The 17,201-nt window shown below is 53.1% G+C and carries 13 protein-coding genes; 6 read left to right on the top strand and 7 right to left on the bottom strand.

Annotated features, from left to right (window positions below):
- Nucleotides 1-100: 100 nt before the first annotated feature.
- The 6 genes from Q0J85_RS09500 to Q0J85_RS09475 form a co-directional block, all read right to left on the bottom strand.
- The gene (locus Q0J85_RS09500; RefSeq protein WP_294480799.1) at nucleotides 101-1,213 is read right to left on the bottom strand and encodes a DegT/DnrJ/EryC1/StrS aminotransferase family protein; all 1,113 of its coding nucleotides are present in this window, start codon (nucleotides 1,211-1,213) and stop codon (nucleotides 101-103) included.
- Nucleotides 1,210-1,920 carry a WxcM-like domain-containing protein gene (locus Q0J85_RS09495; RefSeq protein ID WP_294480795.1) on the bottom strand — a complete coding sequence of 237 codons (711 nt, stop codon included), beginning with the start codon at nucleotides 1,918-1,920 and terminating at the stop codon, nucleotides 1,210-1,212. The genes Q0J85_RS09500 and Q0J85_RS09495 overlap by 4 nt, the downstream gene beginning before the upstream one ends.
- A 13-nt stretch (nucleotides 1,921-1,933) precedes the next feature.
- Complete coding sequence (locus Q0J85_RS09490; RefSeq protein WP_294480793.1) at nucleotides 1,934-3,325, bottom strand: GNAT family N-acetyltransferase; 1,392 nt, start codon at nucleotides 3,323-3,325, stop codon at nucleotides 1,934-1,936.
- A gap of 82 nt (nucleotides 3,326-3,407) precedes the next feature.
- The gene (locus tag Q0J85_RS09485) at nucleotides 3,408-3,836 is read right to left on the bottom strand and encodes a GtrA family protein (protein WP_294480791.1); all 429 of its coding nucleotides are present in this window, start codon (nucleotides 3,834-3,836) and stop codon (nucleotides 3,408-3,410) included.
- A gap of 6 nt (nucleotides 3,837-3,842) precedes the next feature.
- Nucleotides 3,843-4,823: a glycosyltransferase gene (locus Q0J85_RS09480; RefSeq protein WP_294480790.1), complete on the bottom strand. Its 981-nt coding sequence runs from the start codon at nucleotides 4,821-4,823 to the stop codon at nucleotides 3,843-3,845.
- A complete protein-coding gene (locus Q0J85_RS09475; RefSeq protein WP_294480788.1) occupies nucleotides 4,820-6,859 on the bottom strand; it encodes a glucosyltransferase domain-containing protein in 2,040 nt (679 codons plus the stop codon). The genes Q0J85_RS09480 and Q0J85_RS09475 overlap by 4 nt, the downstream gene beginning before the upstream one ends.
- A 162-nt stretch (nucleotides 6,860-7,021) precedes the next feature.
- Here Q0J85_RS09475 and Q0J85_RS09470 point away from each other — a divergent pair, with 162 nt between their 5' ends.
- Complete coding sequence (locus Q0J85_RS09470; protein ID WP_294480786.1) at nucleotides 7,022-7,843, top strand: ABC transporter substrate-binding protein; 822 nt, start codon at nucleotides 7,022-7,024, stop codon at nucleotides 7,841-7,843.
- On the opposite strand, the gene Q0J85_RS09465 is transcribed toward Q0J85_RS09470, so the two are convergent.
- The gene (locus Q0J85_RS09465; RefSeq protein WP_294480784.1) at nucleotides 7,827-8,660 is read right to left on the bottom strand and encodes an MBL fold metallo-hydrolase; all 834 of its coding nucleotides are present in this window, start codon (nucleotides 8,658-8,660) and stop codon (nucleotides 7,827-7,829) included. The two genes, Q0J85_RS09470 and Q0J85_RS09465, sit on opposite strands and share 17 nt — an antisense overlap.
- 135 nt (nucleotides 8,661-8,795) lie before the next feature.
- Between Q0J85_RS09465 and Q0J85_RS09460 the strand changes: the two genes are divergently transcribed.
- From Q0J85_RS09460 to Q0J85_RS09440, 5 genes are all read left to right on the top strand, one after another.
- Nucleotides 8,796-10,478, top strand: a complete 1,683-nt coding sequence (locus Q0J85_RS09460; RefSeq protein WP_294480782.1) for a putative manganese-dependent inorganic diphosphatase — start codon at nucleotides 8,796-8,798, stop codon at nucleotides 10,476-10,478.
- Between the two features lie 4 nt (nucleotides 10,479-10,482).
- Nucleotides 10,483-11,274, top strand: coding sequence for a tRNA (N6-threonylcarbamoyladenosine(37)-N6)-methyltransferase TrmO (tsaA, locus tag Q0J85_RS09455; protein ID WP_294480780.1), 792 nt, complete (start codon nucleotides 10,483-10,485; stop codon nucleotides 11,272-11,274).
- Nucleotides 11,275-11,403: 129 nt separating this feature from the next.
- Nucleotides 11,404-12,705, top strand: coding sequence for a prepilin-type N-terminal cleavage/methylation domain-containing protein (locus Q0J85_RS09450; RefSeq protein ID WP_294480779.1), 1,302 nt, complete (start codon nucleotides 11,404-11,406; stop codon nucleotides 12,703-12,705).
- A 4-nt stretch (nucleotides 12,706-12,709) separates the two neighbouring features.
- Entirely contained in the window at nucleotides 12,710-15,415 is a 2,706-nt protein-coding gene (locus Q0J85_RS09445; RefSeq protein ID WP_294480775.1) for a heparinase II/III family protein, read from the top strand.
- 89 nt (nucleotides 15,416-15,504) lie between these two features.
- On the top strand, nucleotides 15,505-16,554 hold the full coding sequence (locus Q0J85_RS09440) for a substrate-binding domain-containing protein (protein WP_294480773.1): 1,050 nt from the start codon (nucleotides 15,505-15,507) through the stop codon (nucleotides 16,552-16,554).
- Nucleotides 16,555-17,201: the final 647 nt, after the last annotated feature.

The raw sequence follows: 17,201 nt of genomic DNA, 5'->3' as shown, positions 1-17,201 counted from the left end.
GATTGCAGACCGAACTCCCCAATCCCCTCCCCTCACCGTTGCACGAGACTTCCATCAGGCGTCTCGCCCTCTGAACCGCAGGGCGAATCGGGAACGCCTCTCAACGGAGCGTTTTCCCGAGAAAAAACTCGCGGATCGCCGCGGCCACGCAGTCGGCCTCCTCCGGCTTCAGGTGCGGCCCGATCGGCAGACTCAAAACCGTGTCCGCCATCCGCTCCGAGAGCGGGAAGTCTCCACGCTTGAAATTCATATCCGCATAGGCTTTCGAGAGATGCGGCGGAATCGGATAGTGAATCATCGTCTGGATCTCATGATCCGCAAGAAATTTCTGCAGCTCGTCCCGCTGATCGCATCGGACGATGAACTGATGCCAGACACTCGCCTCCAGCGCGGCGTGAGGGAGCTCAAGTTCCGGAATTCCGCTCAGTTTCTCCAGGTAACGGGCCGCGATTTTCCGGCGCCGCTCGTTCCACTCGTCAAGATACTTGAGTTTCACGGCAAGAAACGCGGCCTGCATGGAGTCGATTCGCCGGTTGTAGCCTTTCACCTCGTTGTGATACTTCACTTTCGACCCGTAGTTGCGGAGCATGCGCACTTTGTCGGCGATCTCCGGGTCATCGGTGGTGACGGCTCCCGCCTCGCCGAATGCGCCGATATTCTTGCCGGGGTAGAAACTCAAAGCCCCCGCATGACCGAGTGCGCCGGTACGCTTCCCGCGGTAAATGGCGCCCTGGGACTGCGCATTGTCCTCGAGCACGAACAGATTGTGCTTCTTCGCGATTTCCATGATCGGAGCCATGTCGGCGGAAACCCCGAAGAGATGCACGGCCGCGATCGCAGTTGTGCGCGGTGTGATTGCCTCCTCAATCCGGGCGGGATCGATGTTGAAAGTGCCGGGCGCGGGTTCGACCGGAACCGGCGTCGCCCCGACCTGAGAAATCGCGAGCCAGGTGGCGATGTAGGTGTTGGCCGGAACGATAACATCATCACCTTTCTTCACGCCGCCGGCCTCGAGTCCGAGACAGAGCGCGTCAAGTCCGTTGGAGACGCCGACACAGAATTTCGTACCGCAATATTCGGCAAACGCCTTTTCAAACGCCTCGGTTTCCGGCCCGAGCACATACCAGCCCGAATTCATGAACCGGAAATAAGCCTCATCCAACTCATCTTTCAGCTCCAGATACGGAGCTTTCATATCGAGAAACTGAATCATTTTCCCTCCCGCTTGTACTTTAGAAACTCGTTGTAATCGCGGATATAATCTTCGGGCTCATATCCGCGTGACGCCAGAACCAGCAGCACGCAATCCGGCGAATGCTTGTACTGGATACCCCAGCAGCCCGCGGGAAGATGCAAACCGCGCGTCGGCGTATCAAGGACGTACTCCTCACGTTTCGTCCCATCGTCGACAATCACATGCAACGAACCGTGAAGAGCGATCAGAAACTGCTCGCAAACCTTGTGCGCATGTTCGCCGCGCACCTCGGAACCCGGAACATGGAATGTAAAAAAAATTCGCTTAACATCAAAAGGAAGAAGACGCTCCCATTCGATTACGCCCAAGGCGCCGCGCAAATCACTGAAATAGGGAATATCATAAAACCGAGCCCCGGTTTTCCCACAGCCACTCCCAGGCTTTACCTGTTGAGCAGAGTCGACCATTTCTGCGTCTGCATAACCAAGTATCTGAGCATCCCCACATCCGACAATGGCAAAAGGCGGGACATTGGACGCAACGTAAGAACATGGAAGAATCCGAGCGCCTTTTCCGATTTGCACTCCATCTGCAATCACTGAGTTTGCTCCAATGGAAACCTGTTCAGAAATTTTGCACTCATCACCAATGCAAACCCCCGTTTCCATGTGACAATCAGAACTGATCTGACAGTTCTTCCCGATTCGGATATTCTGAGTCATCATTTTTCACCTGATGTTATAAAGAAAGCGTCATAATCAACATATTGGCTTCCTGCCCTGATTCTTGAAATCCTGAAGCGAGATACAGTCTCCGGGCTCTGGTATTTTCAGGAATAACTTTCAGATACAAAGACGACAGCCCCAACTTTCCGGCTTGTTCAATACAATATGACACCAGCCGTTTCCCCAATCCTCTGCCCCAATACTCTTTTTCTCCGATATATCCCCAATATTCCGCAGATTTACCAGAGATATTCTTGAGTCCGCACGCACCAATTTTACGTGACCCGCAATGAATTCCCCAGATTCGGTAATCGTTCCGAGCAGCCAGAGATTTGAACCAGGTCTGCTGTTCTTCCGCAGAAAACGACGGAGTGGCAGTCAATCGGGCGATTTCCGGATCTCTCAACCATGTTGATGACAGAGCAAGAAAATCTTCCGTAAAATCTGAAAAAATCAATTTTTCAGGAACCGCAATATCAAATTCGTAAACATCGTAAGCGATTCCACGCCCTCCAAATCCCTCCTTTTGGAAAATCAGAGCTTCATTCAAAACCCGTCCACCGTTTTCAGTGGAAGTCCCGAAATCAAAAAAGCGAAAACGTTGATAGCGTTCTACCGCCTGTTGAAAAAGCAGATCCAGCGCTCCATCAGCTTTCCCTTTCACGCTTGCAGAAATGTACTGGCAGTGTACCACATTCCGGAAAAGATAAAAAAGACAGCCACCCACAACTTCCTCTCCCTCATGGGCCGTAAAAAGCCGTATATTTTCCGGGAAACGTTCTGCCAGCAAACTGATTTCATCCAGGGAATGCACCGGGACCGACTGATATTTCTGCCGCAAATTTTCCTCAAGAACCTCCCAGAACGCCGGGAGATATTCATTTGATTCCACAATCTGAATATCACACCTCTTTGCCTTTCTTACTCCGCCCTTGCGCGATTCACTGAATGCCAGTCTATTAGAGTAATCAATGGTGGAAGAGAGTCTGCGCTCTTTCAACCGGGAAGAGCGCAGAAACAGCGCATATAGATCTTCCTGTGCCGGCATTCCCGGGTAAATCCAGGGAATTGGTTTGTAAACAACTTTTTCAATTCCGTCGGCACATAATGCTTTCTCAAGACATTCAAACAGCTCAAGTACATCTGCTGAATGAACCTTTGGAGAAATCAGGATACCACCAAAACTAAGTCCCTGATGTGAATACCAGACCTTTCCATCGACATTTCCGGGCAGAACTCCTTCCATGCGCCCATTGCGGCGAATTAAAAAAGAATAATCCCGGAAGCGCGCCTGATGGTAATCCATGTAATCTCTCATAAACAGAAAATCACCATTCCGACTTTGTATTACCGCACGATCCCAATCGGCTTTCGCTGCCGGAGTATACCGTTCCAATTCTATCATTTTACTGCTCCTGGATGAGATGGATATTATCGCGATTCGAAAATATTTGAGCTTTCAATATAACATTGCTCCATGAGAAAACTCAATATGGTTCATCGGGACTTTCTTCAGGGATGGGCACTTTCTTGATCTGGCGGTTTCTTAAAAACAGATGGACAAAAATAAAATTCCAAACCGTCGTCACAGGAATAATCGCATAACTCAATAAGGTATGATTGCACGCAGGGAACCAGACACAAAGCCACCTCAGCAGCAATGTTCCCAATATCATGCCACTTAAATAAGTCCCGAAATAACCTCCCATATTTTTCCAGGACAGTGAAGAGTGAAATACTAATTTGGAATTCAAATAGTAGGAGAGAACCAAAGTCGCTACATAAGTAAAAATGTAAGAAAAAAGCGGATTCCAATGAAATACTTCGTTCATCAGCGCAATCATCAACATGGATAACAAAGTCATAGCGCCGCCGACACCGCAAAAGCCGATGAATTTCAAAATCAAGATTTTCATCAGACATCATTCCTTTTTCCGAATGATATAACCTGGACGCGCCTTAACTTCTTCGTAAATTCGCCAGATATATTCAGCAATCACGCCTAGCGAAAGCATGATCATCCCACCGAACAGCATGATGAAAAGGATGATCGAAATCCACCCGGGAACATCGATTCCCCAGAACTTGTGATTCCCGAAAAGAGCGATGTACAGATAAAAAACGATCAATACTCCCGCGAGGGAAGCGGAGAGAAATCCGATACGGTTGATCAGCAGAATCGGGAAAGAGGAAGAGGAGAAAAAGGTATCTTTCGCCAATCGCAGTTTTTTGCGAAAAGACCATCGGGACTTATTCTTGTTCAGCCCAACCGGTCGGTCATATCCGTAGAAATAAGGAGAGAAACCAAGCCGCAGAACTTCAGAGATGGAAGTTGTATTGATCGGATGGATGCGGGAATTTATAATGTCAATGACTTCCCGATCTATCAGGAACTGGTCCGCTCCCCCGGGGGGATACTGAACGTCCGAAAGAGTATTCATGATCCGATAGAAACATTCCGAGAAGATCCGACTGCGCCAGGAATCATCACGGCTGACTCGATGCGGAATTACAATCTTCTCGCCTTGTTCCCAAATACGATACATTGCAACAACATTGTCATATGGCAACTGTTCATCATCCGCAATAGAGATTGCACAACTTCCTGCCGCCTGTGACAATCCGGCGAAGATCGAATAGTGGCTCGTATAATTCCGGCTCAGCTGGTAAGCGCGGACATTCGGGAACTCCTTTTCCAGCTCCAGCGCCATCCGGTAGGAGTCGTCTTTCGATCCATCGTCCATCACGATGAATTCAAACGGAATTTTCTCCCGTGCAAAAAGCTCTTTCAGCGTCAAATACGCTTTCCGAATCCGCTCTTTGCTGTAATACGAGAGCAAAATCACGGAAAGCGTTCTGTCTTTTTTATCAGTTGCTGTATCCAACATTATTGAGCCTTTCATCTCTCGTGCTTCTGCTCCAGAACCGCAATTCTTTTAATAATAACATGTTTTGCTTTTCCATATCCGGGATCAAGCCGGACCGGGAAACACAATATTCTTCCGGGCACGCGCAAAACAAATCGATTTTCTCCCTGATTCATTTTCAGCTTAATCAGATGAGTTCCGGAATAGGGATCTTTTTCAGACTCCTTGAAAAACATGTGAAGTTCATCATCATGATCAGAGTCAAAAACGAATTCCATCAAATATTCTTTGGCTGCGTCAACCGGAATCTTCGATAACACAAACCGGGGATCATCACCGGCGATACGCAAACGAATTGTATCCGTATTACCTTTCTCTAATGATAAATGCGCATGGGAAAAATCAGCATTTTCTGTGGTTAACTGATAAATCAAATTACAGTTTTCCACAGTTCCATAATACTCCTTGACGGTATTTGGCCTTTGAGAAATAATGTTCGTCGTAAAATTCGTCCCGACAAGTTGATCTAAAGTCGGGGGAGAAAACGCCACTACAACAACTCCATCGATTACGGTAATTGAATCGGATGCAGGAAAATATGGTAACGAAACAGCCTGTTTAATGACCCGATTTTTTTCTGCAACGCTCGCCGGACGAAACCAATTATTACCGAGGAAAGAAAACAATTTTTCAATTCGATGAACAGCTCCCCCCTTGTGATTGAAAAACGATCTTCCAATCATTCCTACATTCACAAAGGGAGTCGCTTGAGGAAAGCTCTGAACAGAAGGCTCCCCTAGAATCATCAACGGAATATCGTGAGGGATGTTTGACTTGACTGGCAAATGATCAATTCGAGACAAAACTCGAACAGCCAATGTCTTATCGCGTTCAAAATTAAGTTCATTTGAATATGCCAACTTATTATTCACAAAAAGATTTTGGAATATACATGCAATTGCAATACCTGCTAAAAGAAAACGCAAAACATATGAGGAGAAATTCCATGCAAGAAGAAAAAGGAAAGGGATCACCCAAATCAGGCTGAATAAACCTCTTGTCTCCCAGAAATTTAAGATCAGACATAGACAGAACGGGATAAAAATCACTAATCCCGTTAATACAAAGACGATCCCTTTTCTCCACCACGAGATTTGCAGAAACAAAATGCGCCAAACGATAATCCCTATGCATCCAACGAATAAAACACATTGAGAAAAAAGATTAACCCCGTAAACTCCAGGGGCCCCTTTGTACACAGCCCATATAAAATAAAAGAATCGTTCAAACAAACTGGGTATATTGTTTGAAACAGAAAATTGGCTGAGATATAGCCGCGTTGAATTTTCTACAAAGGCCATCGCAAGTTGATCACCGCCATAATAAAGAACAAGAACCCCGACACCGAGCAAAAAAGCGAGTAATATTTTCTTTGCAAATTCCCCCAAACTCATCTGCTTAAAAATTAAGTCATCAATTAAAAAAAAGCAGACTAAGAGCATTAAAACATTTAAGATGGCCTGATAACACCCAACAGCAAAAGCCCCTAAACACATAGCAGGGAAAATCAGATACCACCGTGAATTTGCTGCCTGAGCTAACCTTACAGCAAGGGCCGCACAGAAAATTCCTATTCCGACTCCAGGCATCAAGGAATTAAATGTGTAAACGAAATACATGATCGGGGCTGTTATAAAAAGCGGAAACAGCAAAAAACGGCATGAAGAATTCTGTTTCAACGCACTGAAGATTACCAAAAATGCAAGCGTGTTTAAAATTAACGTTAAAAATAAACCGCTAAAAGGAATTCCTGGATTGGTGAAGATGCAATAGATCAAATACATCCCCCAGCGCCCCTGCCGAATCCACTCTTGATCGGGCCCAGCAGACCAGATCAAAATCTCATCATCAATCGACAACGTCTGATTGAACAGTTCGTAAGAATACGAGCAAAGAATCACTCCCAGCGCAAACAATAGAAATGTGCTGTTGGCATGTGCATACGAAACAATTTTGGTCCAACAACGTTCAGCGAACCGATCTGTGTTATAGTAAAATCTCCGTATATTCATCCGAGCAATCCATTCATAAAAACTCAATTCGATATTTTAATATAAGCCAGATTCGGCTATATTGCAACTGAAAAAATTTTCAAACAATCATCTTGGTGGCAACATTTCATCGTGGTTGACTTTTTCCCTGAAAACCGTTATATTGTCTGAGGGAGGCGGATCATGAAACGGTTGCTCTGGATTGTCGTTATGGCTGCGGCGCTCTTTTCCGCAGCGGAAGAGAGGGTGGCTTCTCTCAGCCCGAATCTCACGGAAACCATCGTCCGGCTCGGCGCGGAGAAGCAGCTCGTCGGACGCTCGGAGTCTTGTGACTATCCCCCGGACGTAAAACAAATTCCGGTCGTCGGACGGTTCGGTGTCCCCTCGCTCGAACCGCTGCTCGCCGCACGCCCGACCCTGGTCGTCTCCGAAACTCTGCGCGATCCCGCCGCCGCAGAACGACTCCGGGAACTCAACATCCACTGCGAACTCTTCCCCGCCAGAACCTTTGAAGAGTATTTCTCCACTCTCGAGCGATTGGGAAAACTCCTGGGAAAAGAATCGGAAGCCCACCGCGAAATCACCGCCGGATGCGCCCGTATCATCCGCTGGGAACAGGCCAATCGCTCCACTCCCCCGGACAAACGACCGCGCGTCCTTGTCATCATCGGCGTCTCTCCCGTCGTCACCGCCGGGAAGCAGAGCTTCCTCACCCGAATGATCGAACTCGCCGGTGGACGCAACTGCGCCGCAGAAGTCGACCGGAATTATTTTCGCTGCTCGTTTGAACAGATTCAACTCTGGCAGCCGGAGGTGATCCTCGCCCCCGGCCTGCCGTCAACCCAGGTCCGAACCCTCGAACAGAGTCCGGGCTGGTCCTCACTCCCGGCCGTCCGAAATCAGAGAATACTCACCGATATCGACGCCGATCTGCTCTACCGCCTCGGACCGCGCAGTTTCGACGGGATCGAACTCCTCCGGGAAAAACTCAAACCTCAAGAGTGAATCCGTCCCAGGCAACCTCAATTCCGTGCGGGGCAAAATATTTCACGAGGTCATCGTGGTTCGCGCCGCCGTTGTGCGAAAAATGATTCACCGCCACCGGTGCATCCGGCGCAAGAGAACCGCTCTCGACAAGCCGTTTCCGGAATGCGACGCTCGTCTCCGCACCCATGTGCCCGTCACGCCACTGCGCCCCCTGGATCGCACCGGTGCATTCGATCACGGCGGCATCGAGTTTCACCCCGTCCAGAAGTTTCCACGACTCCTCCGAGAGCCACCCGGTGTCGTTCGCCACGAGAACGCTTTTCCCCCCGCGCGTAAAAACATAGATCAACGGATCGGAATGCGGATCATGGTTCGCCCGCAACGGCAGAAGTTCCAGATCTCCGTCCCGCATCCGTTCGCCGGGAAGTGCCGGAACCGGCCGGAGATGCAGCGTGGCGAAATCACTGACGCCCGCCGCCCCCGCGTGCACCATGATCGTTCCGAAAATCCGCCGGCTGCCGATCACGGTAAGCGGTTTCGTCACCCGCGAAAAACAGGGGGAGTTCCGCCAAAAGAGGTCCACCGGATTCAGATGATCTTCGTGCGAATGTGTGAACACGATTCGATCGATCGACGGCAGATCGATACCGAATTCGATGCTCTGCCAGTAGGCATCCGGTCCGAAATCGATCAACGTATCGTCATCCAGCAGATAACTGCACCGACGCCGGATCTCTTTTCCGCCGCGGATTTTCGCCTTCCGGCAAACTTCACACTCACACCACAGTGCCGGAATCGCCTCCGCCGCCGCCGTTCCCAGAAATTTCAGTTTCATCGGAATCATCCTTTTTTTTCATGATGTTTCTTAAAAGTAAACTCATATGAAATAAAAATCAAGCCGTGAACTTACAATTTTCTCATTTGCATTCCGATCGGGGGAATCGTATATTAGAACCACAGGAGAATGAAGATGAAATCCAACGAAGAACCGAAACACATTTTTGTCTCCGGACACCGGAATCCGGACATCGACAGCATCGCCGGAGCATTTGCGCTTGCGGAACTGCGCCGCCGCCAGAACCGCGTACCGGTGACGGCGCTCTGCCCCGGCATCCTGCCGGACCGGGCGGCTTACCTCTTCCGCCGATTCGGGCTCAAGCCGCCCGTCAGCCGCAATGACATCCATCTGAAAATCCGTGACATTCTCGAGCCGAGTACCGTCATCAAAGCGGGAACCACGCTCTTCGACGCGGTCAATCTGCTGCGCGAATCCGGCATGCTGCGGCTGCCGGTGGTCGGGCCGGACGGAAAATTTCTCGGGATGCTCAGTTCGCTCGCGCTGCTTTCCCAGCTGCTCAACATCGGCAGTTCCGACGGCAGCGATCTGGCGGGACGACGCATCCACAGTTCGATCGACCTGATCCGCGGCGTGCTTGAAGCCGAACTCCTGACCGGTGTCGACACCGCGGAGGAACAGGATTTCGACGTCTATGTCGCGGCGATGGGAATTGAGGGATTTGAAGAACACATCCCGGCCGACAACCGCGATCTTGCGCTCATCGTCGGCGACCGTCCGGAAATTCATCTGCGGGCTCTTCATCGCGAACTGCGACTGTTGATCGTGACCGGCAATCGTCCCGTTGACCCGCTGATTCTGAAAGAAGCCCCCACCCACCGCGTTTCGATTCTGCAAACCGGGCTCGATTCGGCGACTGTCATCCGGCGGCTGAAGTTCAGTACGCCGGTCGAATTCACGAAATTCCCGCAGGGAGAGCTCACGCTCTCACCGGACGCCCGGCTGCGCGATCAGAAAAGCCGCATTCTCGCTTCCGCCGCCGATATCGTCCCCGTACTTGACGCAGCCGGAAGTTTTGCGGGGGTTGTGCTCAAGAAGCAGCTCTCGGAGCCGCCGCCCTACCGGATGATTCTCGTTGATCACAACGAACCGGAGCAGAGTCTTCCGGGAATCGAGGAGATTCCGATCATTGAGGTCGTCGATCACCACCGGATCGGGATGATGCCGACGGTCACACCGATCCGGTTTACAGCCGATGTCGTCGGCAGCAGCTGTACCTTGATCGCAATGATGTACCGCAGCAGCGGCGAGAGTCTCACGCCGGAATTGGCCGGTATCCTCCTGGGGGGAATCGTCTCCGACACGCTGCTGCTGAAGTCCCCGACCACGGCGCCGCTCGACCGGCGCATGTGCGAATGGCTTGAAAAACTCTCGGGAGTTTCCGGGGAGGAGCTTATGACCGAGCTCATGCAGATCGACTCTCCGCTTGCGGTCAAACCGGCTGCCGAAGTCGTAGGCGGAGACTGTAAAACTTATACGGACGGCGAGATCCGATTTGCGCTCTCGCAGGTTGAGGAGACCAATCTCGAACTGCTTCACAGGAGGCGCGACGAACTTGCGGCGGAGATCCGTCGCCGGATCAAAGAGGAAAAACTCGATTTCTTCGGATTGCTCGTGACCGATGCAGTGCGTGAGACCTCCGAACTGCTCGCCATCGGCAATGACGACATCATCCGCAATCTGCCCTATGAACCGGTAGGGCCGGAGCTCTTCTCGCTGCCCGGTGTTCTCTCGCGTAAGAAGCAGCTTCTGCCGCAGATCCTCGCGATTACGTCCACACTCCGTCAGGAGTCGTGAAGCGATGTCACTTCAGAAGCTTGAACCGATCGGCTTTGTGAAATCCGGAGGTGGCAATTATCCGCAGGAGGCGCCCCGCCAGGCGGTTTTTGCCCGGAATTCCGGCGTCATCGAACTTCTGCCCGGGCACGGATATGAGCAGGCGCTCGAAGACCTCGGCGGCTTTGAACGGATCTGGCTGATCTTCCTTTTCGACCGAAACGGCGGAGGTTGGAAACCCAAAGTCCGGCCGCCGGACGGCAGCGTTCACAAGCGGGGCGTCTTTGCGACTCGTTCGCCGCATCGACCGAATCCGCTCGGGATATCGGCGGTGGAGCTCGACCGGATCGAGGGGAGAAAACTTTTCATCCGCAACTTCGATCTTCTTGACGGGACGCCGATTCTCGACATCAAACCGTATATCCCGGCGGCGGACGCATTCCCGAACGCGCGGGCGGGCTGGCGGGACGAGAACGATCAGACCTGCCGTCCCGTCGCATTCTCGCCGGAGGCGGCAGCAGACGCGGCCTGGATCCGCGCCCACGGCGGCCCCGACCTTGAAAACACCGCCCGGGTTCAGCTGGGGACGCGCCGACCTGATGCCAGACGCCAGCGGCTCACCGATCTTCCGGACCCCGATCATCATCTGCTCGCATTCCGTACGTGGAGGATCGAATTTCAAACGACCGGCGATGATGCCGTTCAGGTAATCGCCATAACTTCCGGCTACACCGATGAGGAGCTCATTCCGGATGCGCCGGACCCTTACAGAGACAAAGAGTTGCATCGCAACTTCCGCCTCAGTAAAACACGGTAACAAACAAAAAAACTCAAAAAAAATCGGCGATCTCCTTGACATAGACGAATTCCGTATTACATTGGAATCAGAACTTATCTATATAAGTGGCGAACTTCAGCGGAGCGCCTAAATCAATCGGAGGGAACCATGAGAGATCCGTTGTGTCGATCGAACGTTGCCGTGCCAGCCATCCGAATCCATTTCCAAGCCCCGCAACGCATTCCAGCGCCCGGCACCACAAGAGAGGGGTTCGGGGGAGAACTCAACCATCAGCTCCACTCTCGGCCAGGCATCGCCCCGCAACAGAGTTCCGCGCCCGGCATTACAAGAGAGGGGTTCGGGGGAGAGAAAGCGGCTCGCAAGAGCGCGTCTCTCCCCGTACCAACCAACCATCAAACAACCAATCGGTCGATCATCGCCGCGCAACAGAGTCTCCGCTCGGCAAGCGGCGAAGTGGAGCAAAAACGCAAAGCAATCTTTCCGCAGAAAAGCGGGAAGATTGCTTCGTGTTTTTGCGGCTCTTTCTCCCCGCACCGGCCGACCGCAGCCGAGTCCGGCTCCGACCCGTACGCGGCACCGGCACCTTGCCGGACGCAGGGGGTGCGGGGGGCGGCGGACACGCCCCCTGCCGCCCACGACCACGCAACGCTCACCGACGAAGCACCTTGCCGGACGCAGGGGGTGCGGGGGGCGGCGGACACGCCCCCTGCCGCCCACGACCTGGTAACGAGAAAGGCGGCATTTACGCTCATAGAGCTCCTCGTGGTGATTGCGATCATCGCGATTCTGGCAAGCATGCTTCTGCCGGCGCTGAACAAGGCTCGTACGAGAGCGCAGGGAACGTCGTGTGTCAATACCATGAAAACGCTGGGGAATTGCGAACTCATGTATTCACATGACAATGCGGAGTTTATCACGCCGGCCAATCTTTACGACTCGAATTCACGCTGGTGGCAGCTGCTGAATGTGTACGCGACGGGGATTTTCTCGCGGGTCTCGCGTCAGGATGGGAAAACTTATGCGGCGATTCCGCTCTGTCCGGCCAACGAATCGGAAGTCGGTCTGACGCCGATCGCGCAGGCCAATACCGCGTTTCACCTCTGGGGAGAACCGGGCTGGGTGCAGGGATCGATGGGAGGATATTCCCGCTGGTGGTTCACCGGCCAGGGATACAGTGCGACGCCGATCCAGCGTTTTCTGAAACTGAGCCACGTGAGCAAACCGTCGATCAAGTTCGCATTTCAGGAGGGTTATTACGAAACATTGCAGAGCCAGAGTCACTGGAACAACAACGGAAGCTATGCGGTGGCGTGGGGGAGACACGGGAACGGAAATCGCTGCAACGTGACGTTTTTCGACGGGCACGTTGAAAACTTCGGAATGATTGCGCCGGATGCCATCATCGGCACGCAAACCGTATTCGACTACTACACCAAACCCCGGGATTGAAATTATGATGAGAACTGTACTTCTGCTGCTGTGCGCACTTGGATTGAGCATTGTCGCGTCAGCGGCACCGGCACCGACTTACGATGAGATCAAAGCGAAATTGCGTGACGACCATCCCCGTCTCTTTCTGACGCCGGAGACACGTTCTCAGATACGCGAACGCGCCGCCGGTTCCGCCCGCACCTATTTCGAGGCGCTGAAGAAGAAAGTCGATGCCTATCCCGAGGCTCCTCAATTCGGGATCGATCCCGCCAAAGGGGGAATCGATGAAAACGGGAAACTCTTCTTCAAAGGCGAAAAAGCCGACCAGGACAGCGCAATCTACGCGGTCCGCTCAGCCGGCGGCAGCGAGGCGCTCGAGTGTGCAATCGTCTATCTGGCGACGGGGGAACAGAAATATCTGGAAAAGGCGCGCCGCTTTCTGGGAGTGGCAGTGGAGTTCATGCGTTTTTCGGAGCAGCAGCAGATGCTGCCGGAATGGTACAACAACACACGGCTCAATGCGTTGTTGACGGTGGACTGGCTCTATGACGAGATTCCGGCGGAGGAACGCGCGGCGGTATTCGGTACGATGCTGCGGACGGTCGAGGAGCTCGAACGCAAAAAGATGAAATACTTCATGCTCAATGCCGACACCGGCAACTACTGCAATGCGGGTCTCTTCTGGTTTGTCGGCGTGGCGGCACGGGGCGAAGGCGTCGACGACGAACGGGCCGAGCGGATGGCGAAACTCGGCTACGAACTTTACGCGAAGATGATGGATCACCGCGATCTGACCGCCGAGGGCAGCGGCGTACTGACCTCCATCTGCACGGCATACAGTTTCGGGTTCTATCCATGGGCGAGTTTTCTGTTTCTGCATTCGCTGCGCAGCGCCGCGGGAATCGACGCCACGGGAATCTGGAATCATATGGACCACTTCACGAACTACTTCGACTGGATGGCGATCCCTGATCCGACCATTCCGGACGGATTCCGCGATTTCGGGTGGGGGGACGGCGACCATCGCGAAAACATCCTGCCCTGCTGGATGATGTATACGCATCTCGCGCAGGCGCTCCACTTCTATCCGGAACAGGAGAAACAGATCCGGCAACTGATCGGGCGGCTTCCGGAACCATTGCGCGGATTGAACATCACCCGCTATCCGTTTATTCCCTATCTGCTCACGCAGCCGGCACCGGAGCCGCTGCCGACGGAAACGGCCGGGAATCCGGTTCTGGCGGAACATTTCCCCAGTTTCGGACTCACAAACATGCGCTCGGGGGTCACGCCGAACGACACCTATGCCTCGATCAAAGCGGGGGCGAAATTCATGACCCATCAGCACTACGACGAACTGAGTTTCATCATCTACAAACGCGGATTTCAGGCGCTCGACTCCGGAACCCGCTGTCAGATGCCGCACAAACTGGTTTACTATCCGCAGACGATCGCGCATAACACACTGCTGATTCGCGGACTTGAACGCGAGCCGCTCGGGCAGAGCTGGTACCCGGCCAACGCTCCGCGCATCACGGAAGAGGTGTGGAACGACGGCGGCCAGACCCGGATGTGTGTGACCAGAAGTTTCGGGATGACCCGCAGCGCGTGGCATGCGGCAACCGGAGGAGACGCCACAAACGCATATGGAGCGGAGAAATGCAGCGAAGCGGTCCGCCAGTTCGTCTACATCCGTCCCGACTATTTCGTGATTTACGACCGGGTCACCTCGGCGCAGCCCGAACAGGGAAAATTCTTCCTGCTGCACCTGCAGAATGAGCCGGAGTACCGACGGGGCATCTGGCGCGGAAGCGTCGGAAATGGAGCGCTCTTTCTGAAGAGCCTGCTTCCGGAAAACGGCAGCATTCAGGTCATCGGCGGCCGGGACAGCGAGTTCAAAAGCAACGGCCGGAACTGGCCGACCAATCCGCCCGGCACGCCGCAGTGGGTGCAGAGTTCGCCGACCTGGCTCGGCCGGTATCGGCTGGAGATCGCACCGTCAGCCCCTGCCCGGAAAACCCGTTTTCTCACGGTTCTTCAGGCTGCGGACGCCGACGCGGAGGAGATGGTCCCGGTCGAAACCATCCGCGACGGGGAGTTCGACGGTGTCTCGTTCACGACGCGGGAGGGTCTCGCCTGCCGGGTGCTGTTCCGGCGGGACGGCATGATCGGAGGAACGATCACGATTCATCAGGACGGGAAAGAGCTGGTCCAGGCTCCGCTGCATCCGGAGTTTCCTGTCGTCAAAGCGGAGCCGGCGCGGCCGAACCGCCCGGCGCCCCCCTCCCCCGCGACCCGGACCAAAGGGAACGAATTCGCACGCATCGACCTCTTTTCCCACGCCGGAAAGGTGACCGTCACAGAACCGGGCAACGTCGCGATTCTGCAGCAGCCGCAGTGGCTCAAGGGCGGTAACGGCAACCTCATGATGTTCCCCGCTGCGGAGGGCGTGGAGGAAAAGGGGAACTGCTCGTTTGAAGTTTCGGCTGATTCGGGAGTGCTCGTAAAACTGCTCGGCCCGGATTACCGGACCGGAGGAAAACGAATTCCCGTGAACATCCGCTACACGTCCGTGAAAATCAACGGAGTGGAGCACCTCAAAGAGCCGGTCACGGTCTGGCACGACAAGGCATTTTTCGTCCAGTTCCCGGCGAAAGCGGGGGAGAAGTTCATGCTGGAAACGACCTACGTGCGACTTCCTGAGGCGGAAGCCGGCACCAGACCGTAAAATCTCAACACTCGTTTTCCTTTTTCCCCGCCCGGGATTTGCAAAAGAGGGAAAGCCGTGTATAGTAGCAGGAAAAAGGTCAGTTGCCCATGAAATCACCCGCCGAACCGCGTTACCGGCAGATCAGCAAAATGCTGCGTATCCGGATTGAATCCGGGAAACTTCCCAAACACACGCTGCTTCCATCCCAGAACGAGCTTGCGCGTGAATTCGGCGTCACCCCGATGACGGTTCTTCGGGCGCTGGATGAGCTCATCCGGGATGGCGTCATCTACCGGAAACAGGGGGCGGGAACTTTCGTCGCGCCCCGCCGCAACCGCAGCCCGATTCTGCTGGTCCCCCCGGCGGACGATAACAGCAGTCTGGTTATCCGCACGGAATTTGCGGAATTTTTTCTCGGGGCGCTCGAAGCGGCGAACAGCGGGAATCTGGCGTATCAGCCCGAGATCATCGGCAGGGAGGAACTCATCGCGCAACTTCCGGATCTGCGACTGATTTATCCGAGGCTGGGTGGAATCATCTTCATGCGTGAGTTTCAACGGCTTGAGCCGCTTCTGGATACATTCGCAGCAGCGGGGATTCCCATCTTTTATTACGGACGCAATGTGAAAGAGGCATATCGTGATGGGTTCTCATGTTTGTTTCACAATGAGGATGAGATCGCCCGCATGACCGCGCACTATCTGGCCTCGCGGGATCTTATCCGGGTTGGTCGGGTGCTCAATATGCCGACGGCGGATTATCGATCGGACAGATTGCTGGAAATCGGCCCGACTTACGGACTTGAACTCAGGCCTGAAGATCGATTTGAGTGCTACCATTACCCGGAACATCTCGATGGGGTGGAGCTTCTGGCCCGGCGGTGCGATGTGCTCGATTGTTTCACCGACGACCTTGCCTGGAAAGTGATCCGTCATCTGACGCGGGCCGGGGTGAATGTTCCGGGAGATGTTGCGGTGATCGGGGTGAATGATGCTCCGATCGCATCACAGGCGTTGCCTGCAATCACCACGATCGAAATCAACAATATGGAAAACGGCAAAACCGCATTCCAACTTTTTGTCGAGCAGCTGGAAAAGGATCTGCCGTTCCGCAAAATCAACTGTCCGCTGAAGCTGCATGTCCGGGAAAGCTGTTGACTGGGTTGACTTGAACACAGCCAGTCAATTATGTAAAGGTCGTATCCGAAATTTCGCACACATTTGTTCTGAGCGGTTACAGATGACAAATGCGACTTGACCCTGCCTGCTTTGCCGTATGGGGATGATCCATCCGGAAAACTGCTGACGATCCGGATTCGACGAGAAATCACTTTTCTGGCCGTGTTTTTTTCATTCCCGGGAACAGTTCCGACACCGTGGCTCTCTCTCATCCCTGAAGCCAACATCCTGCGCCAATCAGTTTGATTTATGACGCAGAGACTCTGATTTGCAATCAGAATTTCCCATGCTATCTTACTCTTATGGACCATCAATTTATTAACCTGAAGAAAGTGTCAACTGTTTTTTTACTGCAAACAAAACTATTTTATTCCTGCACATGACAGACTTCTTTCTGGTTCAGCAGGAGGAGGGTGGACAGGCGTAAAATATTATAGATAAGAAACAAAAATACTTGTAGAATCTCTTCAAACGTGCTATACTATCAGTATGGAACTTCGAGATGCAAGAAAAATCAATTCTAAAGAATTGTATGACCGTCGAAAGCAAGCAGTTTTGCTGTTCGAAAAAGGGCTGAAGCGTTATGAAATCGCTCCGCTTGTCGGAGTGAGCGCCTATACAGTCGG

This window comes from uncultured Victivallis sp. (assembly GCA_944389935.1).
In the GTDB taxonomy this organism is placed as follows: Bacteria; Verrucomicrobiota; Lentisphaeria; order Victivallales; family Victivallaceae; genus Victivallis.
This window is presented reverse-complemented; position numbering and strand designations above follow the sequence as displayed.